The sequence below is a fragment of the Roseateles sp. DAIF2 genome (genome assembly GCF_015624425.1).
Taxonomy (GTDB): Bacteria; Pseudomonadota; Gammaproteobacteria; order Burkholderiales; family Burkholderiaceae_C; genus Kinneretia.
In genome coordinates, this window is record NZ_CP049919.1 from 301088 (window position 1) to 324958 (window position 23871).

Consider the following 23871-nt stretch of genomic DNA (forward strand, 5'->3'; position numbering starts at 1 on the left):
GCAATTTGTGCGAATGTCGCCCAATTGGTGATCGATGTCAGCGGCTCGTCGGCATCACGAACTCGGCGCCCTTGCCGATGCTGGCGGGCCAGCGCTGCATCACGCTCTTCTGCTTGGTATAGAAGCGCACGCCCTCCTCGCCATAGGCATGCATGTCGCCGAACAGGCTCTTCTTCCAGCCGCCGAAGCCATGCCAGGCCATCGGCACCGGGATCGGCACATTGATGCCGACCATGCCGACCTGGATGCGGCGCGCGAACTCGCGCGCGATATTGCCGTCGCTGGTGAAGCAGGCGACGCCGTTGCCGAACTCATGCGCATTGACCAGCTCGACCGCCTCGGCGAAGTCATGCGCGCGCACGCAGGCCAGCACCGGACCGAAGATCTCTTCCTTGTAGATGCGCATCGAGGGCGTCACATGATCGAACAGGGTGCCGCCGGTGAAGAAGCCCTGTTCATGGCCGGCCACCTGATGGCCGCGGCCGTCGACCACCAAGGTCGCGCCCTCCTGCACGCCGATGTCGATGTAGTTCTCGATGCGCTCGCGCGCCTCGCGCGTGACGATCGGGCCCATCTCGGCGTCCAGCTCCATGCCGTTCCTGATCTTCAGCGCGCGGGCGCGCTCGGCCAGCTTCGGGATGATCTTGTCGGCCACATCGCCGACCAGCACCGCCACCGAGATCGCCATGCAGCGCTCGCCGGCCGAGCCGTAGGCCGCACCGATCAGCGCGTCGACCGCCTGCTCGATGTCGGCATCGGGCATCACGACCATATGGTTCTTGGCGCCGCCCAGGGCCTGGACGCGCTTGCCGTTTCTGGCACCGGTCTCGTAGATGTACTGCGCGATCGGCGTCGAGCCGACGAAGCTGAGCGCCTTGACGTCCGGATGGTGCAGGAGCGCGTCGACCACCACCTTGTCGCCCTGCACCACGTTGAAGATGCCGTCCGGCAGGCCCGCCTGCTTGAACAGCTCGGCGATCAGCAGGCTGGGCGAGGGGTCGCGCTCGCTGGGCTTCAGGATGAAGGCATTGCCGGTGGCGATGGCCACGGGCGCCATCCACATCGGTACCATGAAGGGGAAGTTGAAGGGCGTGATGCCGGCCACGACGCCCAGCGGCTGGCGCAGCGTCCAGTTGTCGATGCCGGTCGAGACCTGCTCGGTGTAGTCGCCCTTCAAGAGCTGCGGCACGCCGCAGGCGAACTCGACGATGTCGATGCCGCGCGTCACCTCGCCCTGGGCGTCGGTGAAGACCTTGCCGTGCTCGGCGGTGATCATCGCGGCGATCTGGTCGCGGTGCTGGTTCAGCAGCTCCAGGAACTTGAACATCACCCGCGCGCGGCGCAGCGGCGGCGCATCGGCCCAGGCGGGGAAAGCGGCCTGCGCGGCGGCCACGGCCCGCTCGACATCGGCCACGCTGCCCAGCTGCAGCTGGCGCGCGACCTGGCCGGTGGCCGGGTTGTAGACGGCCTGGCCGCGGCCCGACGTGGCCTCGACCGGCGCGCCGCCGATATGGTGGGTGAGGTCGCGCTTGCTGTCATAGGCGGGCACGGGGGCGAGGGCCATGGCGGTCTCCTGGTTCGGTGGTATCGGGCCAGTCTAGGCCGCACCCCGGGCCCTGCCAATCCGCTTGCGGCGATTTGATTGTTCGATAATCCGAACAATGGAGACCAAGCCGCCGACCCCCGAGCTGCGCAACGAACTGCTGTGGGGCCAGCTGCATGCGCTGCTGGTGATCGCCCAGCAGGGCAGCTTCACCCGGGCGGCGCAGCGCCTGGGCCTGTCCAAGGCCGCGGTCAGCCAGCGCATCGCCGACCTGGAGCGCGCGATGGGCCAGCAGCTGGTGGCGCGCACGACCCGCTCGGTGCGCCTGAACGAGGCCGGCGCGCGCCTGGTCGAGGACACCGAGGCCAGCTTCGCCCATATCACCCGCAGCCTGGCCGAGGCGCGCGACGCCGCGGGCCAGCCGCGCGGCCTGCTGCGCGTCACCGCGCCGGTCGCCCTGGGCCGCCAGCATGTGGCGCCGCAGCTGGAGAGCTTCTTCCGACAGTACCCGGAGATCCGCATCGAGCTTGACCTGTCGGACCGGCTGGTGCCGCTGGCGCAGGAGGGCTTCGACCTGGCGATCCGCCACACCAGCAGCCCGCCCGACACCCATGTGGCGGTGAAGCTCTGCGCCTCGCGCGCGCTGCTGCTGGCCAGCGGCGCCTACCTGCGCCGGCATGGCGCGCCCGAGCATCCGGCCGAGCTGGCCCGGCACCAATGCCTGCCCTATCTGCGGCCGGGCCCGGCGGTCTGGCTGTTCGAGAAGCAGGGCGAGCGGGTCAAGGTGCCGGTGCAGGGGCCGCTGCGCGCCGGTAACAGCGAGGTGCTGCGCGAGGCCGCGCTGGCGGGCATGGGCATCGCGCTGCTGCCGGACTTCAGCGCGGCGCCGGCGCTGCGCGCGGGGCGGCTGAAGGAGCTGCTGCCCGGCTGGCGGCCGGCCGGCTTCTTCGGCGACGGCATCTACGCGATCCACCCCTGGAGCAGCGCGACGCCGCGGCCGGTGCGCCTGTTCACCGAGCATCTGAAGGCGGCTCTTGGTGCTGGTTTCGGTTGAGGCGGCCGCACAAAAAAGGACGCCCGACCGGCGAACCGGGCGGGCGTTTCAAGTCCTTGGAGCTCAAGGACGTCGTTGGGACCGAAGCCCGGCCGACGCCGGGCATGGGGGGCAATGTAGGCAAGGCCGTCCGGCCCAGCCATCCCACCCTTAGGGGATGGTCCTGAAATGCCCCGGCGCCTGCGCCCAGGCGCTTGCATCTTGTTGCACAGTGTCCGGCGGACCGCCCTTGCCCCACAGCGGTTCGCGCCAGTCCATCGCCATGAACTCGGCGCTGAGCCGGGCGCTGTCGATGGTCGGCTGGGCCTTGGCGCGGTCGCCGCTGGTCGTGACCAGCCAGAAGCGCTTGCCGGCCATCCGGGCCTTGAAGTCAAGACCTGGCACCCGCATCCAGGCGCTCCAATGGTCGAGGTAGAGCTTCACGGTGGCCGGCAGGCTGTACCAGTAGACCGGCGCGACCAGCACCAGATCGCTGGCGGCCAGGGTCGCGTCCAGCAGGCGCTTGGCGTCGCCCTCGGGCATCGGGTAGCTGCCGACATCGTGGCGCAGATCGGTGAAGGGCGGCAGGCTCAGCCGCGCCAGGTGCTCCCAGCGCTGCTCGGCCGCGGGCGGCAGCCCCTCGGCGGCGCGGCGCGCCAGGGCCTCGGTATTGCCCAGCACGCCGCTGACGCGGGTGCTGGCGACCAGGAACAGGAAATTGGTGCTCATGCCGCCGATGATACGAAGCGGCGTGCGATGGCGAGACAATAGGGGCATGAGCAGTCGCCCCCGCCAACCCGCCCGCCCTCAAAACCCCCGTCCAGCCGCTCAGCGAGCTGGAGATGGGCAAGCTGCAAGACCTGCTCGACGCGCTGCCGGCGCCGCTGGAGCCGCTGGACGTCAGCATGCTGGACGGCTATCTGGTCGGCGTGCTGCTGCAGCCCAAGGCCGTGCCGGCGCATCAATGGCTGCGCCCCATCCTCGACAGCGAGGGCCGCGAGCTGCCGCCGGGCCTGCAGACCGATCCGATCCTGGCGCTGTGCAAGCGCCGCCACCAGCAGCTGAACCGCGCGATCGCCGAGCGCCAATGGTTCGACCCCTGGGTGTTCGAGCTCGGCGACGAGGAAGCCGATTTCGACGACGACGACGACGACGAGGGCAATCCCTCCGAGGCCCTGCTGCCCTGGGTGGCCGGCTTCGCGCTCGCCACCGAGATCTTCCCCGAGCTGATGCGCCTGGACGCGGCGCGGCTGCTGGAGCCGCTGGCCGCGCTCTATATGCACCTGGACCCGGACGATCTGGAGGATGCCGACGACCTGCTCGAGGAGATCGAGAGCCTGGAGCCGCCGGCCGATCTGGAGCAGGCGGTCGAGGCCCTGGTAAGCGCCTGCCTGATGCTGGCCGATGTGTCGCGGCCCCAGCCCGCTCCCGCGGCGGGCGCCCGGCCGCCGGCCAAGCGCCGCGGCCCGCCCCCGCCGCGCGGCGGCCGGCGCCACTGAAGCCGCGCGCTCAGGGCCGGCCGACCTGCCGGCCCATCCACTCGCTCATCTCGTGGAGCGTGTGACCCAGCGACTCGCGCGCCGCATAGCCATGCGACTCATTGGGCAGCGAGACGAAGCGCACCCGGCCGCCGGTGCCGGCCAGGGCCTGGTAGAGGCGCTGGCTCTGCATCGGGAAGGTGCCGGGGTTGTTGTCGTCGGCGCCATGGATCAGCAGCAGCGGGGCCTTGATCTTGTCGGCATACAGGAAGGGTGACAGGCGCAGATAGCTGTCCTGGGCCTCCCACAGGCTGCGGCGCTCGCTCTGGAAACCGAAGGGCGTCAAGGTGCGGTTGTAGGCGCCGCTGCGCGCGATGCCGGCCTTGAACAGCTGGGTATGGGCCAGCAGATTGGCGGTCATGAAGGCGCCGTAGCTGTGGCCGCCCACCACCATGCGGCCGCGCTCGGACACGCCCAGCTCGACCGCCTTGTCGATGATGGCCTGGGCGTTCAGCGTGATCTGGGCGATGAAGCTGTCGTTGACGGTCTTGGGGTCGCCGACCACCGGCATCGTCGCGTCCATCAGCACCACATAGCCGTCCAGCGCCAGCATCACCGGGCTGCTGCCGCCCAGGCTGGTGAAGCGCTGGTCGGAGCCGCTGATCTGGCCGGCGGTGCCGGCGTCGGTGTATTCCAGCGGATAGGCCCAGACCAGGGTGGGGCGGCGCTCGCCGGCCCGGTAGCCGGGCGGCAGATGCAGCCAGAAGGACAGCTCGACCCCGTCGGCGCGCTTGAAGCGCACCAGTTCGCGGCGGATCTGGCGCAGCGGCGGCGCCGGGTCGGCCTGGGCGCTGAGCAGCCGGGTTTCGGCCAGGCCGGCGCCGCTGCGCAGCAGCAGCTGGGGCGGCTCGCTGAAGCTCTCGCGCAGGCTCAGCAGGCGCTCGCCCGCGGTGCCCAGCGGGGCCAATGGCCGCTCGTAGTACTTCGCGTCATCAGACTGGAAGCGGCGCTGGCTGCTGCCGTCGGCCAGGCTCTGGCGGTCCAGGAAGGGGCGGTCGCCCGCGGGGCCGGCACCCTGGCCCAGCAGCCAGATCGCGCCCTGGTCGACCCGCACCGCGCTGCGGCCATTGGCCAGCAGGCGCTGCAGCGGCAGGCCCGGGTCGCGGTAGCGGTCGCGTGAGGAACGTTCGTTCAAGCGCAGCGGCGTGCCGGCGCCGTCCAGCGCCAGCAGCTCGCGGCTGGTCCAGAGGCGGTCGCGGTCGAACTGGCCGATCAGGGCCTGGCGGCCGTCTTCCAGGAAGTCCAGGCCGGTCAGGCGCGCGGCGCTGCGGTAGATCTCGCGCGCGTCCGCCGCGCGGTAGGGCGGGTCCAGGCGCAGCAGGCGGTCGCGGTGCTCGGCCTTGCGGCGCGGGTCGCCGCCGTCCAGCGCCTCGACCCAGTAGATCGCCGCATCGGCGGCCGGCGAAGCCCAGAACTGGCGCGCGCCGCTGACCACGCCGCCGAAGGGCACGTTCTCCTTCAGCGCGATGCGGCCCAGCTCGCGCTGCAGCCGGCCCTGGGCGTCGCGCAGCTCGACGACGCGCGCGAAGTCGGCCGCGCGCACCCGGTAGCTGAAGGGCTGCAGCAGGCGTTCGGTCAGCAGCAGGCCCTGCGTGCCGGCCGCGCTGAGCCGGCTGTACAGGCCCGGCTCGCCGAGCTCGCGCGAGGCGCCGCTGGAGAGCGTCACATGGCGCAACACCGAACTCGCGAGGTGTGCGAACAGGGCCTCGTCCTGCGGGTTCTCCAGCAGGTCCTGCAGGGTGTATTCGGGCGAGTTGCGGCCCATCGATTCCTGGATCACCGGGCCATTGGGCGCGTCGAAGCGCGGTGCCGGGCCGTGCCGCTCGGGCACCGCCAGCACCAGGATCTCGTCGGCGCCGAGCCAGACGATCTCGTCCTCCAGCACGGTGTTCAGGCGCAGCCGCGGGATCTGCAGCAGGCGGCCGCTGGCGACCTCGCCGACCCATAGCTCGACGGCCTGCTCGGTGCGGCGGTTCAGCAGGAAATGCCGGCCATCGGGCGACCAGCGCAGCTGGTGGAAATCGCCGCCGGCGGGCAGGGCGACGACGCGCTCCGGGCCGATGGGTTGGCCGGCCTCATCGAGCGCCAGCAGGCGCAGCGACTCGATCTGCGGCAGCTGCTGCGGGCTGTTGGCGGCGGCGTCGATGCGCAGGCCGGCCAGGCGCTCGCTGGGCCGGGCCAGTTCCTGGATCGTGCGGTGCCGGCGCTGGGTGACCAGGGCCAGGCTGCGCTGGTCCGGCGCCAGCAGATGGCTGGCCAGCGGCGCGGCATCCAGCACCGCGCGGATTGCGGCCGATGGCTGCTGGTAGCCCGGGGCGGGTGTCGTGGCCAGCGCGGCGGTGGGGCCGAGCAGGGCCAGGGCGAGGATCAGGCGGGACGGTCGGGTCGGCATGGAGATGGGCTCGCGCGGTTCGATGAGCGCGCAGCCTAGGGCCTGTCACCCAATAGGGCAACCCTGCGCCGGGACTGCAAGGCATGCAGCGCTAGGCGCGGGCTGCAGGTCGGGGCCATCCCCGACCAAGGGACGTAACGACGCGATGCGTGTCTTGCAGCCCCGGCCCTTCGGGTAGCCCCGCCCAGCGGGCGCACTCGTCGTTGCAAATGCTCACCGGGGCCCCACCCCGGTTCCGCTTTGCGCCTAGATTGCGCCCGCTGGGCGGGGCTACGCAGGGCTGTCCTATTGGGTGACAGGCCCTGGGCGCGGGCCGCCCGTGCCGCCCGGGAGCGCTACTGCGCGAACAGCCGCGCCGCGTGCAGGCCCAGGCCGGTGGCGACCGAGGCGAAGCGGTCGCCGCGCACGCTCTGCGCGGCGGGGAACTCGGCCGCGATGCGGTCGGCCAGCAGGCGCAGGCCGGTGGAGCCGCCGGTGAAATAGAGCGCGTCGATCTGCTCGGGCTTGAGGCCGGCCTGGGCCACGGTCTCGCGGCCGGCGCGCGCGATGCGGTCGATGTCGGCCTCCAGCGCGCCGACGGCGACGCCCTCGGACAGCGGCACTTGCAGGCCGTTCTCGACCAGGCCGAGGTCGATCAGGGTGTCGCCGCCGCCGGAGACCGCGATCTTGGCGTCCTCGGCGCGCGCCGCCAGCTCATGGCCCAGGTGGTCCTCCAGCACCGTCATCAGGCGGTCGTGATGCAGCGGGTTGCCGTAGAAGCCGCGCATATTGCGCAGCTCGGCGACGCGCTGCGGGCTGTAGACGGTGTTGATCAGGTGCCAGGTGGCGAGGTCGAAGTAGATGCCGCTGGGCACCTCGCGCGCCGGCTGGCCCGCGCGCTCCGGGCCGAGCGAGCGGTAGCCGAGCTCGCGCAGGATCGCGGCCAGCTCGATATGGCGGTCGAAGTCGGTGCCGGCGATATGCACGCCATGGTTGGCCAGGATGTCGTCGCGGCGGTCCAGGCGCTGCATGCGCGCCGGGCCGACGCGCACCACCGAGAAGTCCGAGGTGCCGCCGCCGATGTCGGCCACCAGCACGATGCGCTCGGCGTCGACGCGGCTCTCGTAGTCGAAGGCCGCGGCGATCGGTTCGTACTGGAAATGCACCTCGCTGAAGCCGACCGCATGGGCGGCCTGCTCGAGCGATTTCTGCGCGGCGGCGTCGCGCGCCGGCTCCTCGTCGACGAAGAACACCGGCCGGCCCAGCACCACCTTGTTGAGCGGTTCGGGCGCGCCGGCGGCCAGGGCCTGCTTGCGCAGGCGCTTCAGGTAGCCGGACAGGATGTCGGAGTACTTGACGCCGCGGCCGCCGCCGACATCGGTGGTCTGCTCGATCAGGCCGGAGCCGAGGATGCTCTTCATCGAGCGCATCAGCCGGCCGTCGGCGCCCTCGATATAGGCGGCCAGCGCGGCGCGGCCGAAGGCGCGCGGCGGGCCGTCGGCGTCATGGCGGCCCTCGACGAAATAGAACACCGCGGTGGGCATGGTCGAATGCCCGGACTCCAGCTCGACCAGGCGCATCGCGCCGCCAGCGGCGGGAATTGCGATCGCGGAATTCGAGGTGCCGAAATCGATGGCGCAGAAGGAAGGGCTCATGACAGTCGCACCGCAAAGAGGGGCGCGGATTGTAGCGAGCCCGCCATGACTCAGGCGGTGGCCATGCTGCGGATGCGTTTTTCGGGCAGCGCGTCGCCGTAGAAGCCGAAGGCCATGTCGGGCGCGCGGCCGGCCATCAGCTCGGCCAGCGCATGGCCGGAGCCGGCGCCATGGGTCCAGCCCAGGGTGCCATGGCCGGCGTTGAGCCAGAGGTTCTTGGCCTTCTTGCTGCGGCCGATATAGGGGATGTTGGTCGGCGTGCTGGGGCGCAGGCCGGTCCAGAAATTGGGCTCGCTGGTGTCGGCGACGCCGGGGAACAGCTCCTCGTAGCGCTTGACCAGCGAGGCACAGCGCGAGCGCGAGGTGGCGCTGTCCAGGCTGAGGTCGAAGCCGGCCAGCTCGGCGGTGCCGGCAATGCGGATGGTGTCGCCCAGGCGCGAGATCGCGATCTTGCGGCCGTCGTCCAGCAGGCTGACGACGCTGGCGTCGTCGGGGCGCTTGAGCTTCAGGGTGGCCGAGTAGCCCTTGGCCGGGTAGATGTTCAGGTGCTCGCCCAGCGGCTTCAGCAGCGCCGGGGTGTAGGAGGCCATCGCGGCGACATAGGCGTCGGCCTTCAGGCTGCGCTTCTGGCCGCTCAGGCGCGAGGCGACCTGGGCGCCGACGATGCTGCCGCCGGCCTGCTCCAGCGCCAGCACATCGTGCTCCCACAGGAAGGTGGCGCCGCGCTCGGCGCAGAGCTTGGCCAGCTTCTGGGTGAAGATGCGCGCGTCGCCCGATTCGTCGCTGGGCGTGAAGGTGCCGCCGAACACGCCATGCTGGAAGCTGCGCAGCGCGGGCTCGACCGCCAGCACCTCCTCGCGGTTCAGGATGCGGCGGTCCACGCCATGGCGCTGCATGATCTCGGCGGCGATCGCGCCGGCCTCGAAATCGGCCTGGCTGGAGAAGAAATGCAGGATGCCGCGCTCCAGGCGCTCGTACTCGATGCCGGTCTGCGCCACCAGCTCCTTCAGCGAGGCATGGCTGTAGCGGCCCAGCTGCACCAGCTCCTCGACATTGCGCTCGAAGGCGGCGGTGGTGCATTGGCCCAGGAAGCTCAGGCCCCAGCGCCATTGCGCCGGGTCCAGGCGCGGGCGGAACAGCAGCGGCGAGTCGTCCTTCAGCAGCCACTTGGCCACCTTGAAGGGCGCGCCGGCATTGGCCCAGGGTTCGCAGAAGCTGACCGAGATCTGGGCGCCGTTGGCGAAGCTGGTCTCCAGCGCGGCGTCTTCCTGGCGGTCGACCACCGTGACCTCATGGCCCTGCTCCAGCAGATACCAGGCGGTGCTGACGCCGATGATGCCCGCGCCCAAAACGACAACCTTCATGACGGCTTCCTTGTTGTGAATCTCACCGGCCCTGCAGCGGGCTCAGCAAGAGTTGTAGACCCAGAACGAACATCAGCAACGCCACGCCGGCATCGATGCTGCGCCACACCAGCGGCCGGCGCAATGCCGGCGCCAGCGCGGCGGCGCCGAAGCCCAGCAGCGAGAACCACATCACCGAGGCGATGCTGGCGCCCAGCGCGAAGGCGGGGCGCGCGTCGACCGGATGCTGGGCGCCGATCGTGCCGAGCAAGACCACCGTGTCCAGATAGACATGGGGGTTCAGATAGGTCATCGCCATCGCGCTGCCCAGCACCGCGCCGAGGCTGGCGCGGCCGGCCGAGGCCTGCAGGCCGTCGTTGCCGGCCCAGGCGCGCTGCGCGGCACGCAGGCCGTAGAGCAGCAGAAAGGCCGCGCCGCCATAGCGGAACAGGTTCAGCAGCAGCGGGCTGGCCGAGATCAGCTGGCCCAGCCCGAACACGCCCAGGCAGATCAGGATCACGTCCGAGACGCTGCACAGGCCCACCACCGGCGCCACATGCTGGCGCAGCAGGCCCTGGCGCAGCACCAGCGCGTTCTGCGCGCCGATGGCCATGATCAGGCTGGCTCCGGTGAGCCAGCCCTGGCTCAGGGCGGTCAGGTCGCTGGGGAACATGGTGGGGAGGGGCGGGAGGATTCGCGCGGGCAAACTTTGACCCGGATTGTCGGCAGAGGCCGCTCCGGTATGAAGCAGGATTCATATTTCTCGGAGTACATTAAAGATACTTATGAAAGACCTGGACTCCGCCGGACTCGATTGCCTGGCCGCGCTGGCCGATGAGCGCAGCTTCGAGCGCGCCGCTCAGCGGCTGGCGATCACGCAGAGTGCGGTCTCGCAGCGCCTGCGCAGCCTGGAGGCCCAGGTGGGGCAGCTGCTGGTGGTGCGCTCGCGTCCCTTGCGCCTGACCGAGGCGGGCAAGGTGCTGCTGCGCTATGCGCGCCAGCTGCAGGCGCTGCGCAGCGATGTGGTGCGCGAGCTGGGCGCGCGGGTCGCGCCGCATGAGCGCATCGCGATCGCGGTGAACGCCGACAGCCTGGCGACCTGGGTGCTGCCGGCGCTGGACGGCGTGGTGCAGCAGGGGCTGCGCGAGGGTTTCGGGCTGGAGCTGGTGGTCGACGACCAGGATTTCACCCATGACTGGCTGCGCCAGGGCGAGGTGCTGGGCTGCGTCAGCACGGTGCGCCAGGCGCTGCGCGGCTGCTTGGTTCAGCCGCTGGGCGTGATGCGCTATGTGGCGGTGGCCAGCCCGGCCTTTCTGCAGGCCCAACTGAGCGCCGGGCTGACGGCGGCGAACTTCGCCCAGACGCCCTTCCTGGTCTTCAACCGCAAGGACGACACCCAGTCGCAATGGGTCAGCAAGGCCTTCGGCGTGCGTGCGCCGCGCCTGCGCGAGCGCTTCGTGCCGTCCAGCGAGGCCTATGTGCGGGCGGTCTGCATGGGCTGGGGCGTCGGCGTGGCGCCTGAGCTACAGCTGCGGCCGCTCCTGGCCAGCGGCGAGCTGGTCGCGCTGCGGCCCGAGGTCAGCGTCGAGGTGGCGCTGTACTGGCATCAATGGAAGCTGGTGACCGAGCTGCAGGCCGCGCCGGCGCGGGTGGCGCTGCTGGATCAGATCGGTCAGGCGCTGGCGGTGGGGGCGCGGCGCGAACTGGCGCAGGCCTGAGTTCGCGCCGGGAGATTCAGCGCGGCGTTTGCGCCTTCAGCGGCGCCTGCACCAGGAGCGTGGTGGCGCCTTTGCCGGGCTTGCTGCTCGCGGCCAGGCCGCCGGCATGCGGCAGGCGGCGGTTCTGGTCGGGGCGTTGGGTGGCATGGGCCAGCACCAGCGCGCCAAGCACCGCGGTGCCGACGACGCCGCGGGTCAGACAGGTGAGAACGACAGGGGTCATAAAGAAACTACAACGCCGGGGCGGGCCCGAGGCGGCGAAGAATAGGAGTGTCAAGTCGCCGCAGCCATCCTTCCAAGGTGGGATGGACCGACGGGCGTCAACTGGGGGTGTTAGTAGGCGCCCGAAGCGGGCGCCATGCTGTGTGTAGGTGTATCCGAAAGCGCTAGCGTGCGATTTTCCCAACTGTGGCGCGATAGCCACCCAATTTGGGGATTCTGCCCTACGCGCATGCGCGCACACTGGCTTCCACGCCACGAACAATTGCGAGGTCCACCATGCGATTCACTCCCGCACTGCGTTTCTTCCGCAAAAGTTCGCTGCCGGCCGAGCCGCATGACCCGGCCGACCTGGGCACCGCCTTCGGGATGGAGGCCAGCCTGGAGGGCGACGATGGCGGTGGCGCCACGGTGCCGAACTCGAGCTACGAGCTGGAATCCGAGCAGGCCGCGAACCGCGCCGCGCTGGAATCGCCGCTGGCCTGGCTCAGCAAGCGCGGCCATTGAGCGGCTGGCGCGGTGTGCTTAACTAGTTAACGTACCAGCAGCACCGGCACGCCGCAGTTGGCCATCACCTTGGTGGTGACCGAGCCCAGCACCAGATTGCCCAGCGCGCTATGGCCGCGCGAGCCCATGATCAGCAGGTCGAACTTGCCCTTGTCGGCCAGGGCCGCGATCACGTCATGGGCCGGGCCGACCTTGCTGACGAACTCGGCGCGGATGCGCTGCTTGTCGAAGAAGGTGCGCAGCGGCTTGAAGACCTTCTCGGCCTCGTCGCCGTAGTAGCTCTTCAGCAGCTCCTTGTCGAGCGCGGCGGCGGCGCGCGGCGGCACGGCCGGCACGGCGTTGATCACGGTGTACTGATGCCGGTCGCCCAGCCATTCGTCGTGGGCGGCCAGATAGGCCAGCATGCGCTTGGTATAGGAACTGCCGTCGACCGCGACCAAGATCTTCATTCGCTGCTCCGTGTGATTGAAGTCAGGACGCAGTCTGACACAGGCGCCGGCGCCGCGGCTTGACGGCCGTCAAGCGGTGAACACCTCGACGCAACGCTGCCCGTCATAGCCCAGCGCCTCGCCGCGCTTGCTGTGGCCGCGCGCGTTGCAGACCACGCGGCAGCCGTGCAGCCGGTAGTCGTGGCGGCAATGCAGATGGCCGTGGACCCAGAGCCGCGCGCCCGGCAGCAAGGCCTCGTCGTCGTTGCAGAAGCTGGCGGTGCCGGGCTGGCGGCCGTAGCGCGGGTCGGCGCTCTGGATGCTGGGACCGAAATGAGTGATCGCGACGGTGGCGTCCCAGTCCGGCCCGCTCTCGGGCGCGGCCAGGGTCTGCTCCAGCCAGGCGCGGCAGCGCAGCGCCTCCTCGCGCACCGCCAGCGCGTCGAAGGGCTGGCCGGCGCGGGTCGCGTTCATCACGCGCTGGAAATAGCTGCCCGCGCGCAGCGCGCGCTCGCGCTGGGTCGGGCCGAACAGGTCGAAGTCGCACCAGCGCGTGCTGCCGACGAAGCGCACGCGGCGGCCCTGCGCGTCCGTCAGCAGATGCACCGCGTCGTCCAGCATCACGAAGCCCAGCTTGGCGGCCAGTGCATGCAGGTCGGCGCGGGCCTGGTCGAAGTCGCGGTCGTCGTACTCATGGTTGCCGGGGACGTAGAGCAGCGGTACCGGCCAGTCGCGGAACAGCCGCAGGCCGTCCCAGCCGCTGTCCACATCGCCGGCCAGCACCAGCGCGTCGGCGCCGGGCGCCGGCTCGGGCGTGAAGCGCTCGGTTTCGAGATGAAGGTCGGAGATCAGCTGCAGTCGCACGTCGGTACTTGGGCTGTTGACTCAGCGGATGCCGCCGATCCGGCTTTGCCGGTCGGCCGGCATCGCCCCCTAGAGGGGGCGGCCGAAGGCCGTAGGGGGTGGGCTCAGTTACTGCCGTGGCACTGCTTGTACTTGCGGCCGGAGCCGCAGGGGCAGGGGTCGTTGCGGCCGACCTTGGGGCCTTCGCGGCGCAGGGTCTCGACCTTGTAGCGATGCTCCTCGGTCAGGTCGCGCAGGTCGGCCACGGTCACCACCAGCTCCTCGATCGCGTCGTCCAGGTCCTTCAGCGGATGCTCGCGGTCCAGGGTGGCGACGATCTCCTTCTCCTCCGGCGTCTCGGCCGGCAGATGGCGGTACAGGCGCGCCAGCGCGGCCATCACCGCGTCGTCCGGCATCTCCGAGAGCTCGGGGAAGCACAGGCAGGCATGCTGGAATCCGGCCACCCAGGGCAGCAGGGCGCGCGAGATCGGGGTCATCGCGGCGTAGACCGGATCCTCTTCCTCGCCGGCCGCCGGCTCGGTGTTGCTCGGGTCGTCCATGTCCAGCACGACCGGGTCGAACCAGCCGTTCTCGACCATCGCACGGTTCAGCGCCTTGTAGCGGCGCTCGACCAGGGCCTGGATGCGCGCATGCCAGACCGGGTCGGCCGCGTCGGGCAACTGGCCGCCGTCGTAGTCGAAGATATTGGGCAGCCATTCGTCGATCTCGATCTGGCGCGGCTGCACCAGCACGCCGCACAGATAGCCGTCCAGCATCGAGGCGTCCAGCGCCTGCAGCGGCGCGGGCGTGGTGGCGAGGAGTTCGTCGAGTTCGGCGAACTCGGCATCGGTCAGGTCGGTGTTCGGGGTGCTCATGCCGCGATTGTCGCCGTTGTGGCCGCCCGCGCGGCCTGGATCAGGCGCTCGCGCATCCAGCGCATCGCGCTGCGGCCATCGTTACGCAGGTGCCAGAGCATGTCCACATGCACCCGCGCCAGCGGCATCGGCAGCGGCCGCTCGACCAGCTGGCCCTTGTAGCCGGTGGCCTCGACGAAGGAGGCCGGCAGCACGGTCAGCAGGTCCGAATGGGTGACGATGCGGCCGGCGGTGAAGAACTGGTTGACCGTCAGCATGATGCGGCGCGAGCGGCCCAGCGCGGCCAGCGCCTCGTCGGTGAAGCCATGCGGCCGGCCCGAGAAGCTGACCAGCAGGTGGTGCGCGGCGCAGTAGCGGTCCAGGTCCAGCTCGACATCGGCCAGCGGATGGCCCAGGCGCATCACGCAGACATATTCGCTCTCGTAGAGCCGGTGCTGGCGGATCGTCGCCATCGTGCCCAGCGACTGCAGCGCCGCCACCGCCTGCGGGAAGTAGCCCAGCGCGAAGTCCGCCTCGCCCTGCTCCAGCAGCGCGCGCGGGTCGCGTGTGGTCAGCGGCAGCACATGCACATTGGCCAGGGCCTGCACCGCCTCCATCTGCACCACCAGGTGCGGTAGCAGCAGCGCCGCGGTGGAGTCGGCCATCGCCAGGCGGAAGGTGTAGTCGTTCTCGGCCGGTCGAAAGTCGCCCGGGTCCAGCACGCCGCGCAGCCGGTCCAGCGCCGCGCGCACCTCGGGCCACATGCCCTCGGCCCGCGAGGTCGGCTTCATGCCGAAGGCCTGGCGCACGAACAGCTCCTCGCCCAGCGCCTCGCGCAGGCGCTTCAGCGCATGGCTGACGGCCGGCTGGGTCATTGCCAGGCGCTCGGCGGCGCGAGTCAGGCTGCGTTCGGCCATCACAGCATCGAACACCTTCAGCAGGTTCAGGTCCAGATTGCGGAAATTCATCACGAACCGCCTATGTTATGCGCCGTATTTATATATCCAATGCAAAGGATTCATTTGCGATGTGCCTAGGGTTTACCCCAAAATTCGTTCCGTCGGCTCCAAAAGAGCTTCCAAAACAAACCACCAGGAAACCTAGCCATGAGCGTCGCCTCCCAAACTTTCGGTCTGCCCCTGTCCCGTTCGATCGCCCACGGCGGTTCGTTCACCGCCATCGGCGCCCGCCTCTGGATGCGTCTGATCGACAGCGTCAAGACCCATTACGCGCTGGCCGCCGAGCGCCGCGCCGAGCGCGAACTGCTGGCCCTGGCCGCCCAGTACGAATCCAGCATGCCCTCGTTCGCGGCCGAACTGCGCGCCGCCAACGCCCGCCGCCGCTGATCGGCCGCTGCCGCGGCCGGTACCGAGCCTGGCGGTCAAGCCAAGGCAGATGAAAAAAGCCCGCTCAACGAGCGGGCTTTTTGCTGGCCGGAACATCCGGTCAGGTTAGTGCTTACTTGCCAGCCAGACGCTGTTCGATCTTGGCCTTGGTGGCGGGCAGGGCGGCCGGCAGGTGATGCGCCAGCTGCTGGAACAGCTGCTCGTGCAGGGCCAGCTCCTCGGTCCAGGCGGCGCGGTCGATGCTGGTGACCTGCTCGAACTGGGCGGCGCTGAAGTCCAGGCCTTCCCAGTTCAGGTCGCCGTAGCCGGGGGTGACGCCGAACACATTCTCCTGGCCGGTGCCCTGGCCCTCGATGCGGTCCAGCATCCACTTCAGCACGCGCATGTTCTCGCCGTAGCCGGGCCAGACGAACTTGCCGTCCGGGCCCTTGCGGAACCAGTTGACGCAGTAGATCTGCGGCAGCTTGGCGCCCGAAGCCTGCAGCTTGGCGCCCAGGTCCAGCCAATGCTGGAAGTAGTCGCTCATGTTGTAGCCCATGAAGGGCAGCATCGCGAACGGGTCGCGGCGCACCACGCCCTGCTGGCCGGCGGCCGCGGCGGTGGTTTCCGAACCCATCGTGGCGGCCATGTAGACGCCCTCGGTCCAGTCGCGCGCCTCGCAGACCAGGGGCACGGTGGTCGAGCGGCGGCCGCCGAAGATGAAGGCATCGATCGCCACGCCGACCGGGTTGTCCCACTCGGGGTCCAGCACCGGGTTGTTGGTGGCGGCGACGGTGAAACGGGCGTTCGGATGCGCGGCCTTGGCGCCGGTTTCCTTGGCGATCGCGGGGGTCCAGTCCTTGCCCTGCCAGTCGATCGCATGGGCCGGCGGGGTGTCGGTCATGCCCTCCCACCAGACATCGCCGTCATCGGTCAGCGCCACGTTGGTGAAGATCACGTCGCGCTGCAGGCTGGCCATGCAGTTCGGGTTGGTCAGGGTGTTGGTGCCCGGGGCGACGCCGAAATAGCCAGCCTCGGGGTTGATCGCGTACAGGCGGCCATCCTGGCCGGGCTTGATCCAGGCGATGTCGTCGCCGATGGTCGTCACCTTCCAGCCGGCGAAGGCCTTGGGCGGGATCAGCATCGCGAAATTGGTCTTGCCGCAGGCGCTGGGGAAGGCGGCGGCGACATGGTGCTTCTTGCCCTCGGGGCTTTCGACGCCCAGCACCAGCATGTGCTCGGCCAGCCAGCCCTGGTCGCGGCCCATCGTCGAGGCGATGCGCAGCGCGAAGCATTTCTTGCCCAGCAGCGCATTGCCGCCGTAGCCCGAGCCGTAGGACCAGATCTCGCGGGTCTCGGGGTAGTGGACGATGTACTTGGTCTTGTTGCAGGGCCACTTGACGTCGGCCTGGCCGGCCGCCAACGGCGCGCCCACCGTGTGCACGCAGGGCACGAACTCGCCATCGGCTCCCAGCACGTCCAGCACCTTGCGGCCCATGCGGGTCATGATGCGCATATTGACCGCCACATAGGGGCTGTCCGACAGCTCGACGCCGATATGGGCGATCGGCGAGCCCAGCGGGCCCATGCTGAAGGGCACGACATACAGCGTGCGGCCCTTCATGGCGCCCTTGAACAGCGCGTTCTCACCGGTCTGCAGCAGCGAGCGCATTTCGGCCGGGGCCATCCAGTTGTTGGTCGGGCCGGCATCGGCCTTGTCGGGCGTGCAGATGAAGGTGCGGTCCTCGACGCGAGCGACGTCGGTCGGGTCGGAGCAGGCCAGGTAGCTGTTGGGACGCAGCGCCGGGTTGAGTTTCACGAAGGTACCGGCCGCGACCAGCTGCCCGCACAGCCGGTCGTACTCTTCCTGGCTGCCGTCGCACCAGTAGACATCGCGCGCTTCGGTCAGCGCCGCGATCTCGGCCACCCAGGCGATCAGACGCTGGTGTTTCACGTAGGCAGGCACGTTCAAGCGCAGCCCTTCCATCAGGGGTTGGTTCATGGCGATCCCAATACTCTCAAGTTTGAAAAGCAGAATTGGGTCAGGCTCGTGGGGGTGCGGACCTGGCCCAATGCCGCTCGCCAGAGGGGGCGCATGGGGCTGCTGAAACCGGCCTGCGGGACCGGGACAGGCATTGTCGTCCCAATGTAATCACGCCGTAACCTCCGCGGACCTGGGGGTCATGCAATTCCGGTATGACTTCATGCGCGACTTCTGGCGGGCAGACGCGCGCATCCGTAAGACCCGGGAGCCTCTCCAGCGATGTCTTTGACTGCATCGGATCGCCTAAAGCCCTCATTGCCGCCGTAGCTGCCTGGGTGACATCAGTTCAAAGGCTTTGAACTTGTCGCGGCGAGATGGCATGGCTTGTCTAGGGGGCTAGGAGCCATCCAGAGCTTCTCTGGCATATCTGGAAAACGGCTGCCCACGGTTGGCTGCGCCATAGTTTTCTTCTGCTTGTGCGGCGCGAAACGCGATACCCGTTGGTTCTAAGCTATTTCCCCCAAGAGGGGGAATAGCGGTTGCGCGGACCGAAGCGACCATGGCGCAGCGCCGTAAGGCGATGAGTGGCCTCCTTGGCTACTTTCATCGCTACTGGGTGATGGGAACTCCACGCAACCCAGATCTCATTGATCGAAACGAGCGCTTCTTGATACCGCGTCACCAGTTGAAGCTACGTTAACTTCCTTACAGGAACCAGTTGAATGAACGCTCTTCAAAAGAATTCAAGTATTTCTGCTGTTGCACTCGCAGTATGTTCGCTTCTGAGCGGGTGCAATGGGGAGGGGGAGGTCGCATCGACGCCCGAAACGAAGGCCATGCTCGGACCTACGACCAAGGCACTGACAGCGCCACCTACGGTGCCGAATGCCGGAGTTGGGGGAGCCTGGGGTAACTTGGGGGTTTGGCCCTTGATTCCGTTGCACGCGGTTCTTCTGCAAGATGGCCGGGTACTCACCTACGGTTCCAACTCCAATAGCGCATCATCGACTAGTTCTATGGACTGGGCCGCCGCTACAAACAAATCGTCTATCTCGCAGCAGACAGGCTACTTTGTGTACGATATTTGGGATCCAGCGGCCGGTCTTGGTAAAAGTGCTCATATGGTGCTCCCAAATGGCACCGGTGTCGACTCATTCTGCAGCGCGCAATTGCTTTTGCCTGGCGACGGCAAGGTCTTCATTGCTGGCGGTGATCAATGGACCGGCGTTGGTGGAACCTACTTTGGTGGAACTACAAATCTAGGCATCAATAACTCGCTTGTCTTGAGTTATGCGAATCAAACACCTAGCCTGAATTCGGGTAGTCCCATGTCTCGCCCTCGGTGGTATGCAACTACCACCACTTTGCCAAGCGGCGATATCCTCGTCCATGGGGGGCGTCCGAACACGGCTTATGACGCCAATGTGAAGACTGATGGGACTTCTGGGCCGACTTCGGGAGTTCTGTACGCACCGGAAGTTAGGCGCGCCGACGGTTCATTTGTGGTTCTGGGCTCCGCAGGGTCGAGTACCAATGCTGTAGTCCAGCGTTTGGATTATTCAAATTATCCAAAGAATTTCGTGGCCCCCAGTGGGGAAGTCGTTGGGATTGCTGAGGGCGGCAGCACCTTCAAGATCAGCACCCAAGGAACGGGATCGATAACGCTAGGCTTAGCACCCCTCTCTGCGTCGCCTGCTCCGGTTTCTGGAAATGAGGCTACCGCTGTTGCCTATCAATATGGCCGGGCGCTTTTGTTCGGTGGGGCCTCGGCCGACACCTATATGCTGAAGATGCCGAATTCGACCAGTGAAGCCCCAAAGGTTGAGTCCACAGGAGCGGCACTGAATGCTGGGCGCTGGTTCGTCAACGGGACCGTGCTAGCGGATGGGCGTGTTTTGGCGACAGGAGGGACAAGTAATTGGGATCCGGGGTACGCTAACGAGGGTGTTGCAAGCAGTCGGCGTGATCAGGCAATTGCGGCTGCTATCAACGGAACGCAGAATACCCCATTGATCTATGACCCTCAGGTGAATCAATGGATCGCTGGCAATGCGCCGGTTGGCGAGCCGGGCCGCTATTATCATTCCGTTGCCCTGCTTTTGCCGGATGCAACAGTTCTAGTTGGCGGCGGAGGTGCGCATAGGTATGCGCCGTATGAAAATAACAATGCGCGAATTTACTATCCGCCGTATTTGTACGACAAGGTGACCGGTGCCGCCGCAGCGAGACCGACAATCACTTCCTCACCGACGGCTACGGTGCAGTTGGGGAGCGTCATGAGTGTTGTCGCCACGAGTCCCAATAATTTGAGCATATCCAAATTTACCTTGGTCAAGACTGGCTCAGTGACGCATGGTTTGAATATGGATCAGCGTTTCATTGAGCTCAAAAATCTCGGGTACGTTGCTGGTAGTTGGAATCTGCAGATTCCGAATAGCGGAGCAACCCTTACGCCGGGATTTTATATGCTCTTTGCCATTGATGCGGCAGGGGTTCCATCGCAAGCAAAAATCATAAAAATCGGTGCGGCAGCAACAGTAGCTCAAGAATTCTCACCAAGCCTGAGTGTCGAGTACTCTCCTGCCCGCGTCGCCAAGGGGCAATCATACGAGGTAAGGTGGACAAGCAACTATGCGACAGATATCACCTATACCTGCTCAGGGGGCGTTTCGTTCACCGGAAGTTTGCCGCCTGGTGTCAATTACAAACGAAGCGGGTCATCAAACACGCCCGGCCAGCGTAATTGCATTTTTACGGCGACGGGGCCTGGTGGATCTACGTTGGTCAACCGGACGTTTGAGGTCTATTGAGCGCTATGGCTTGATGTCTTCAAGGTCTGCGGTTTCATGGTCGGAGCTCGTTAGTGTCGACAGTTCGACTAATAGGGAGCGCTTGATCTCTGGCATTTTTGCGCTGCCGCTTGCCGGAGATCGATCAGTTGAACAAGAGGGAAGGAGGCCGATCGATCATGGAACCCCGTCTGCTGAATCAAGCCGCGTTCGAGGTGGTGGGACTTGAGATCCTCACGACCCCGGCGTCATCCGACATGCCCATGCTGTGGACCCGCTTCGTGCCCCGGATGCCGGAGATCGCCGCCACCGGCGACGACCCCTTCAGTTACGGCGTCATGGGGCGACTGGCAGGCAAGGAGGCTCGGTTCGAATACCTCGCCTGCCTCAAGGCCCGGCCGGGCAGCGTGGTGCCGGCGGGGATGGTGAGGAAGACCATTCCGGCGGGCACCTACGCGGTGTTCGAAACCCCGTTCTCGCGCATTGCGCAGGCGTTCGAGCAGATCTTCCGCGTCTGGCTGCCGCAGGCGACCGGGCAGCGCGTGCCAGCGAGCTTGTTCTACGAGCGCTATGCGGAGGATTTCAACCCACATGACCCCGAGGCGCGGCTGACGATCCATATCCCGTTCGAGCCGTCCGCGGCCCAGGCATAGCAGCGGCCGCGCTTCGATCGCCGGCGACAATGGGGCGCTTGGTCCCATCTTTCTTCATCCCCACGTTCGCATGCAACTGCTCAGCCTCAACACCTCCACCATCCAGAACCTCCGGATCGATGCCGACCGCAGCGTGCCTTCCGGCATCCTAAAGCGCGCGCGAGAGGGGCGGGTGGCGGTCGGGACGCTGGGGGTGGAGGGCGATGCGCAGGCCGACCTGAGCGTGCATGGCGGGCCGTCGAAGGCGGTCTACGCCTATCCCAGTGAGCATTACGGCTTCTGGCAGACGGTGCGGGCGCAAGCCCAGGCGGGGGCCTGGGGCGAGGCGCTGCCGCCCGGCGCGATGGGCGAGAACCTGACCCTGGCCGGCCTGCTGGAGAACCAGGTCTGGATCGGCGACACCCTGCGCTTCCCGGATTGCGAGTTGGTGGTCAGCGAGCCGCGCTATCCCTGCTTCAAGTTCAATGCGGCGATGGGCTTCAACCAGGCCGTCAAGCTGATGATGCAGAACGGCTGGTGCGGCTTCTACCTGGCGGTGCAGCGCGCCGGCAGCCTGGCGGCCGGCGAGGGCTTCGAGCTGCTGCCGGGGCCGCGCGAGGTGGGGATCTCCGAGCTGTTCCGGGCCAAGACCCGCAGCAAGAACTGACCCCGCCGCGGCGCGGGTTCAGGCCAGTGCCGGATAGTCGGTGTAGCCGCGTGCGTCGCCGCCGTACTGCGTGGCCTTGTCCAGCGGCTGCAGCGGCGCGTTCAGGCGCAGGCGGCGCACCAGGTCGGGGTTGCTGATGAAGTCGCGCCCGAAGGCCACCAGATCGGCCCGGCCCTCGGCGACGGCCTGCAGCGCCATCTCGCGGGTGTAGCCGTTGTTGACCATCCAGGGGCCTTGGAAGTTGGCGCGCATCGCCTGGTAGTCGAAGGGTGCGACATCGCGCGGGCCCATCGTGTGGCCCTCGATCACATGCACGAAGGCCAGCTGCAGCGGCGCCAGTTGTGCCGCCACGTGATTGAACAAGGCCTGGGCATCGCTGTCCTGGCCGGCATCGTTGACCGGGGTCACCGGCGAGAGGCGGATGCCGCTGCGCCCCGGCCCGATGGCCCGGGCGATCGCGCTCATCACCTCGACGGTCAGGCGTGCGCGGTTCTCGATCGAGCCGCCGTAGTCGTCGCGGCGGTCGTTGATGCTGTCGCGCATGAACTGGTCCAGCAGATAGCCGTTGGCGCCGTGCACCTCGATGGCGTCGAAGCCGGCCTCCATCGCGCAGCGCGCGGCATGGACGAACTGCTGCACCACCTGCGGGATCTCGGCGCTGCTCAGCGCGCGCGGCGCCGAAACCGGCACGAAGCCCTCGCTCGTGAAGGTGCGGCCGTTGGCGATGCGGTCGGTCGAGGACAGCGGCGCGCCGCCGTCGGGCTGGAACACCTGGTGCGAGATCCGGCCCACATGCCAGAGCTGCACCGCGATCTTGCCGCCCTCGGCATGGACCGCGTCGGTGACCTTCTTCCAGGCCGCGATCTGCTCCGGCGTGTGGATGCCGGGCGTGTCCAGATAGCCCTGGCCCTCGGCCGAGATCTGCGTGCCCTCGCTGATGATCAGGCCGGCGCTGGCGCGCTGGCGGTAGTACTCGACGGCCAGCGGCCCGGGCAGCAGGCCCTGGGAGCGGCTGCGCGTCAGCGGTGCCATCACGATGCGGTTGGCGAGGCTCAGATCGCCGAGCTGGATCGGGTCGAACAGATTGGCCATGGTGGGTTTTTCAAGGCTGTAAACGGAAGATGGGCGTCAGCCTAGCGGGATTCGGCCGCGCCCGTCGTCCGCCAGGCGACAGCCCGGCGCGGCATGCTGCTATGGTGGCGCTCCAGCGCGCCTCGCCGTTCTTGTGTAAATGCGCGCGTGAACCCGCAGAGACGCCCGGATGCCTTCAGCGCCTTCTCGACGAACCGCCTTGCTGTCGCTGCTGCTGAGTGCCGCCGGCGCGGCGCAGGGCCGCTCGGAGGCGCCGGCGCTGCTGCAGGTCGGCCCGACGCGCGCGGTGCGCAGCCTGGCCGAGGCGGCACGGCTGGCGCGCGCGGGCATGCGCATCGAGGTCGATGCCGGCGACTATGTCGGCGATGTGGCCAGCTGGAGCCGCGACGGCCTGAGCCTGCGCGCGGTCGGCGGCCGGGTGCGTCTGCTGCCGCGCGGCGCGCATGCGCAGGGCAAGGGCATCTTCGTGGTGGCCGGCGAGGGCGTCGAGATCGAGGGCTTCGACTTCATCGGCGCCAGCGCGCCGGACGGCAACGGCGCCGGCATCCGCTTCGAGCGCGGCTCGCTGCGGGTGCGCGACTGCCTGTTCAGCCATTGCGAGATGGGCCTGCTGAGCAACAACGATAGCGCCGCCCGGCTGACGGTGGAGGACTGCGAGTTCGCCCATGCGCCGGCGCGCGCCCAGGGCCGGCCGGCGCATCTGCTCTATGCCGGCACGATCGCGCGGCTGGAAGTCAGCGGCTGCCATTTCCACCATGGCCGCACCGGCCATTTGCTGAAGAGCCGCGCGGCGCTGAACCTGATCCGCTACAACCGCCTGGACGATGCCGAGGGCTCGGCCAGCTACGAGCTGGAGTTCCCCAACGGCGGCCTGGCCCTGGTGCTGGGCAACGTGATCGTGCAGGGTCCGCGCAGCGAGAACCCGCATCTGCTGGCCTTCGGTGCCGAGGGCTACCGGCCCGGCCAGGCCCAGGGGCTCTGGCTGGTGCACAACACCCTGGTCGACAGCCTGCCGGCCGGCGGGCGCTTCCTGCGCGCGGCGCCGGGGCCGCTGCCGGCGCGGCTGCTGAACAATCTGCTGGTCGGGCCGGGCCTGTTCGACCCCGCCCCGGCCTGGGAGTCGCGCGGCAACGAGCGCGCCGCCGCGCTGCGGCCCGGCGCGGCGCTGCGCGGCCGCTTGGTCGATCCGGGGCCGGCCGCCGGCCCCGAAGGCGCGCCGCTGCGGCCCGAGCGCCAGCCCCGCGCGCCGCTGGGCAGCACGGCGCTGGCCGGGCCGGCGCGCTATCCCGGCGCGCTGCAACCGGACTAGCCGGGCCCGCAGGCGCTACAG

Annotated in this window: 22 protein-coding genes; 9 read left to right on the forward strand and 13 right to left on the reverse strand. The window is 68.3% G+C overall.

Features of this window, described 5'->3' with window-relative positions; genetic code table 11:
- Window positions 1–37: 37 nt before the first annotated feature.
- Entirely contained in the window at window positions 38–1564 is a 1527-nt protein-coding gene (locus tag G8A07_RS01380) for a CoA-acylating methylmalonate-semialdehyde dehydrogenase (RefSeq protein ID WP_195795355.1), read from the reverse strand.
- A 97-nt stretch (window positions 1565–1661) separates the two neighbouring features.
- Here G8A07_RS01380 and G8A07_RS01385 point away from each other — a divergent pair, with 97 nt between their 5' ends.
- Window positions 1662–2597 (forward strand): LysR family transcriptional regulator, encoded by a 936-nt coding sequence (locus G8A07_RS01385; RefSeq protein WP_195795356.1) that lies wholly within the window; start codon window positions 1662–1664, stop codon window positions 2595–2597.
- A 150-nt stretch (window positions 2598–2747) separates the two neighbouring features.
- Here G8A07_RS01385 and G8A07_RS01390 read toward each other — a convergent pair whose 3' ends face one another.
- Window positions 2748–3305, reverse strand: a complete 558-nt coding sequence (locus tag G8A07_RS01390) for a flavodoxin family protein (protein ID WP_195795357.1) — start codon at window positions 3303–3305, stop codon at window positions 2748–2750.
- Between the two features lie 113 nt (window positions 3306–3418).
- Here G8A07_RS01390 and G8A07_RS01395 point away from each other — a divergent pair, with 113 nt between their 5' ends.
- Entirely contained in the window at window positions 3419–4075 is a 657-nt protein-coding gene (locus G8A07_RS01395) for a YecA family protein (protein WP_195795358.1), read from the forward strand.
- Window positions 4076–4085: 10 nt separating this feature from the next.
- On the opposite strand, the gene G8A07_RS01400 is transcribed toward G8A07_RS01395, so the two are convergent.
- The 4 genes from G8A07_RS01400 to G8A07_RS01415 all read right to left on the reverse strand — a co-directional run bounded on the left by G8A07_RS01400 (window position 4086) and on the right by G8A07_RS01415 (window position 10156).
- Window positions 4086–6506: a S9 family peptidase gene (locus G8A07_RS01400; protein ID WP_195795359.1), complete on the reverse strand. Its 2421-nt coding sequence runs from the start codon at window positions 6504–6506 to the stop codon at window positions 4086–4088.
- 335 nt (window positions 6507–6841) lie between these two features.
- Window positions 6842–8140, reverse strand: coding sequence for an Hsp70 family protein (locus tag G8A07_RS01405; protein WP_195795360.1), 1299 nt, complete (start codon window positions 8138–8140; stop codon window positions 6842–6844).
- A 50-nt stretch (window positions 8141–8190) separates the two neighbouring features.
- Window positions 8191–9504, reverse strand: a complete 1314-nt coding sequence (locus tag G8A07_RS01410) for a D-amino acid dehydrogenase (protein WP_195795361.1) — start codon at window positions 9502–9504, stop codon at window positions 8191–8193.
- Window positions 9505–9526: 22 nt separating this feature from the next.
- Complete coding sequence (locus G8A07_RS01415; protein ID WP_195795362.1) at window positions 9527–10156, reverse strand: LysE/ArgO family amino acid transporter; 630 nt, start codon at window positions 10154–10156, stop codon at window positions 9527–9529.
- Window positions 10157–10268: 112 nt separating this feature from the next.
- On the opposite strand from G8A07_RS01415, the gene G8A07_RS01420 reads away from it, so the two are divergent.
- A complete protein-coding gene (locus G8A07_RS01420; protein WP_195795363.1) occupies window positions 10269–11201 on the forward strand; it encodes a LysR family transcriptional regulator ArgP in 933 nt (310 codons plus the stop codon).
- Between the two features lie 16 nt (window positions 11202–11217).
- Here the strand turns inward: G8A07_RS01420 and G8A07_RS01425 are convergent, their stop codons facing one another.
- Window positions 11218–11424, reverse strand: a complete 207-nt coding sequence (locus G8A07_RS01425; RefSeq protein WP_195795364.1) for a hypothetical protein — start codon at window positions 11422–11424, stop codon at window positions 11218–11220.
- A gap of 275 nt (window positions 11425–11699) precedes the next feature.
- On the opposite strand from G8A07_RS01425, the gene G8A07_RS01430 reads away from it, so the two are divergent.
- The gene (locus G8A07_RS01430; RefSeq protein WP_195795365.1) at window positions 11700–11927 is read left to right on the forward strand and encodes a hypothetical protein; all 228 of its coding nucleotides are present in this window, start codon (window positions 11700–11702) and stop codon (window positions 11925–11927) included.
- 26 nt (window positions 11928–11953) lie between these two features.
- Here G8A07_RS01430 and G8A07_RS01435 read toward each other — a convergent pair whose 3' ends face one another.
- From G8A07_RS01435 to G8A07_RS01450, 4 genes are all read right to left on the reverse strand, one after another.
- On the reverse strand, window positions 11954–12376 hold the full coding sequence (locus G8A07_RS01435; protein ID WP_195795366.1) for a universal stress protein: 423 nt from the start codon (window positions 12374–12376) through the stop codon (window positions 11954–11956).
- Window positions 12377–12445: 69 nt separating this feature from the next.
- Complete coding sequence (locus G8A07_RS01440) at window positions 12446–13219, reverse strand: metallophosphoesterase (RefSeq protein ID WP_195795367.1); 774 nt, start codon at window positions 13217–13219, stop codon at window positions 12446–12448.
- A 104-nt stretch (window positions 13220–13323) separates the two neighbouring features.
- Window positions 13324–14073, reverse strand: a complete 750-nt coding sequence (locus G8A07_RS01445) for a UPF0149 family protein (RefSeq protein ID WP_195795368.1) — start codon at window positions 14071–14073, stop codon at window positions 13324–13326.
- The gene (locus tag G8A07_RS01450) at window positions 14070–15020 is read right to left on the reverse strand and encodes a LysR family transcriptional regulator (protein WP_195795369.1); all 951 of its coding nucleotides are present in this window, start codon (window positions 15018–15020) and stop codon (window positions 14070–14072) included. Before G8A07_RS01450 ends, G8A07_RS01445 begins: the two co-directional genes overlap by 4 nt.
- A 138-nt stretch (window positions 15021–15158) precedes the next feature.
- Between G8A07_RS01450 and G8A07_RS01455 the strand changes: the two genes are divergently transcribed.
- On the forward strand, window positions 15159–15398 hold the full coding sequence (locus tag G8A07_RS01455; protein ID WP_195795370.1) for a hypothetical protein: 240 nt from the start codon (window positions 15159–15161) through the stop codon (window positions 15396–15398).
- 112 nt (window positions 15399–15510) lie between these two features.
- On the opposite strand, the gene G8A07_RS01460 is transcribed toward G8A07_RS01455, so the two are convergent.
- Window positions 15511–17379 (reverse strand): phosphoenolpyruvate carboxykinase (GTP), encoded by a 1869-nt coding sequence (locus tag G8A07_RS01460; protein WP_195795371.1) that lies wholly within the window; start codon window positions 17377–17379, stop codon window positions 15511–15513.
- A 704-nt stretch (window positions 17380–18083) separates the two neighbouring features.
- Here G8A07_RS01460 and G8A07_RS01465 point away from each other — a divergent pair.
- From G8A07_RS01465 to G8A07_RS01475, 3 genes are all read left to right on the forward strand, one after another.
- Window positions 18084–20171: a galactose oxidase early set domain-containing protein gene (locus G8A07_RS01465; protein ID WP_195795372.1), complete on the forward strand. Its 2088-nt coding sequence runs from the start codon at window positions 18084–18086 to the stop codon at window positions 20169–20171.
- Between the two features lie 158 nt (window positions 20172–20329).
- Entirely contained in the window at window positions 20330–20803 is a 474-nt protein-coding gene (locus G8A07_RS01470; protein ID WP_195795373.1) for a GyrI-like domain-containing protein, read from the forward strand.
- Between the two features lie 70 nt (window positions 20804–20873).
- The gene (locus G8A07_RS01475) at window positions 20874–21449 is read left to right on the forward strand and encodes an MOSC domain-containing protein (protein ID WP_195795374.1); all 576 of its coding nucleotides are present in this window, start codon (window positions 20874–20876) and stop codon (window positions 21447–21449) included.
- Between the two features lie 18 nt (window positions 21450–21467).
- Here G8A07_RS01475 and G8A07_RS01480 read toward each other — a convergent pair whose 3' ends face one another.
- On the reverse strand, window positions 21468–22541 hold the full coding sequence (locus G8A07_RS01480) for an alkene reductase (protein WP_195795375.1): 1074 nt from the start codon (window positions 22539–22541) through the stop codon (window positions 21468–21470).
- Window positions 22542–22740: 199 nt separating this feature from the next.
- Here G8A07_RS01480 and G8A07_RS01485 point away from each other — a divergent pair, with 199 nt between their 5' ends.
- Window positions 22741–23850, forward strand: coding sequence for a right-handed parallel beta-helix repeat-containing protein (locus G8A07_RS01485; RefSeq protein WP_195795376.1), 1110 nt, complete (start codon window positions 22741–22743; stop codon window positions 23848–23850).
- Window positions 23851–23871 lie beyond the last annotated feature (21 nt).

Bases quoted from the DNA above. Each gene is read 5' to 3' on its own strand.
- G8A07_RS01380 (WP_195795355.1), bottom strand. From the start codon at position 1,564: ATGGCCCTCGCCCCCGTGCCCGCCTATGACAGCAAGCGCGACCTCACC.
- G8A07_RS01385 (WP_195795356.1), top strand. From the start codon at position 1,662: ATGGAGACCAAGCCGCCGACCCCCGAGCTGCGCAACGAACTGCTGTGG.
- G8A07_RS01390 (WP_195795357.1), bottom strand. From the start codon at position 3,305: ATGAGCACCAATTTCCTGTTCCTGGTCGCCAGCACCCGCGTCAGCGGC.
- G8A07_RS01395 (WP_195795358.1), top strand. From the start codon at position 3,419: ATGGGCAAGCTGCAAGACCTGCTCGACGCGCTGCCGGCGCCGCTGGAG.
- G8A07_RS01400 (WP_195795359.1), bottom strand. From the start codon at position 6,506: ATGCCGACCCGACCGTCCCGCCTGATCCTCGCCCTGGCCCTGCTCGGC.
- G8A07_RS01405 (WP_195795360.1), bottom strand. From the start codon at position 8,140: ATGAGCCCTTCCTTCTGCGCCATCGATTTCGGCACCTCGAATTCCGCG.
- G8A07_RS01410 (WP_195795361.1), bottom strand. From the start codon at position 9,504: ATGAAGGTTGTCGTTTTGGGCGCGGGCATCATCGGCGTCAGCACCGCC.
- G8A07_RS01415 (WP_195795362.1), bottom strand. From the start codon at position 10,156: ATGTTCCCCAGCGACCTGACCGCCCTGAGCCAGGGCTGGCTCACCGGA.
- G8A07_RS01420 (WP_195795363.1), top strand. From the start codon at position 10,269: ATGAAAGACCTGGACTCCGCCGGACTCGATTGCCTGGCCGCGCTGGCC.
- G8A07_RS01425 (WP_195795364.1), bottom strand. From the start codon at position 11,424: ATGACCCCTGTCGTTCTCACCTGTCTGACCCGCGGCGTCGTCGGCACC.
- G8A07_RS01430 (WP_195795365.1), top strand. From the start codon at position 11,700: ATGCGATTCACTCCCGCACTGCGTTTCTTCCGCAAAAGTTCGCTGCCG.
- G8A07_RS01435 (WP_195795366.1), bottom strand. From the start codon at position 12,376: ATGAAGATCTTGGTCGCGGTCGACGGCAGTTCCTATACCAAGCGCATG.
- G8A07_RS01445 (WP_195795368.1), bottom strand. From the start codon at position 14,073: ATGAGCACCCCGAACACCGACCTGACCGATGCCGAGTTCGCCGAACTC.
- G8A07_RS01450 (WP_195795369.1), bottom strand. From the start codon at position 15,020: ATGAATTTCCGCAATCTGGACCTGAACCTGCTGAAGGTGTTCGATGCT.
- G8A07_RS01455 (WP_195795370.1), top strand. From the start codon at position 15,159: ATGAGCGTCGCCTCCCAAACTTTCGGTCTGCCCCTGTCCCGTTCGATC.
- G8A07_RS01460 (WP_195795371.1), bottom strand. From the start codon at position 17,379: ATGAACCAACCCCTGATGGAAGGGCTGCGCTTGAACGTGCCTGCCTAC.
- G8A07_RS01465 (WP_195795372.1), top strand. From the start codon at position 18,084: ATGAACGCTCTTCAAAAGAATTCAAGTATTTCTGCTGTTGCACTCGCA.
- G8A07_RS01470 (WP_195795373.1), top strand. From the start codon at position 20,330: ATGGAACCCCGTCTGCTGAATCAAGCCGCGTTCGAGGTGGTGGGACTT.
- G8A07_RS01475 (WP_195795374.1), top strand. From the start codon at position 20,874: ATGCAACTGCTCAGCCTCAACACCTCCACCATCCAGAACCTCCGGATC.
- G8A07_RS01480 (WP_195795375.1), bottom strand. From the start codon at position 22,541: ATGGCCAATCTGTTCGACCCGATCCAGCTCGGCGATCTGAGCCTCGCC.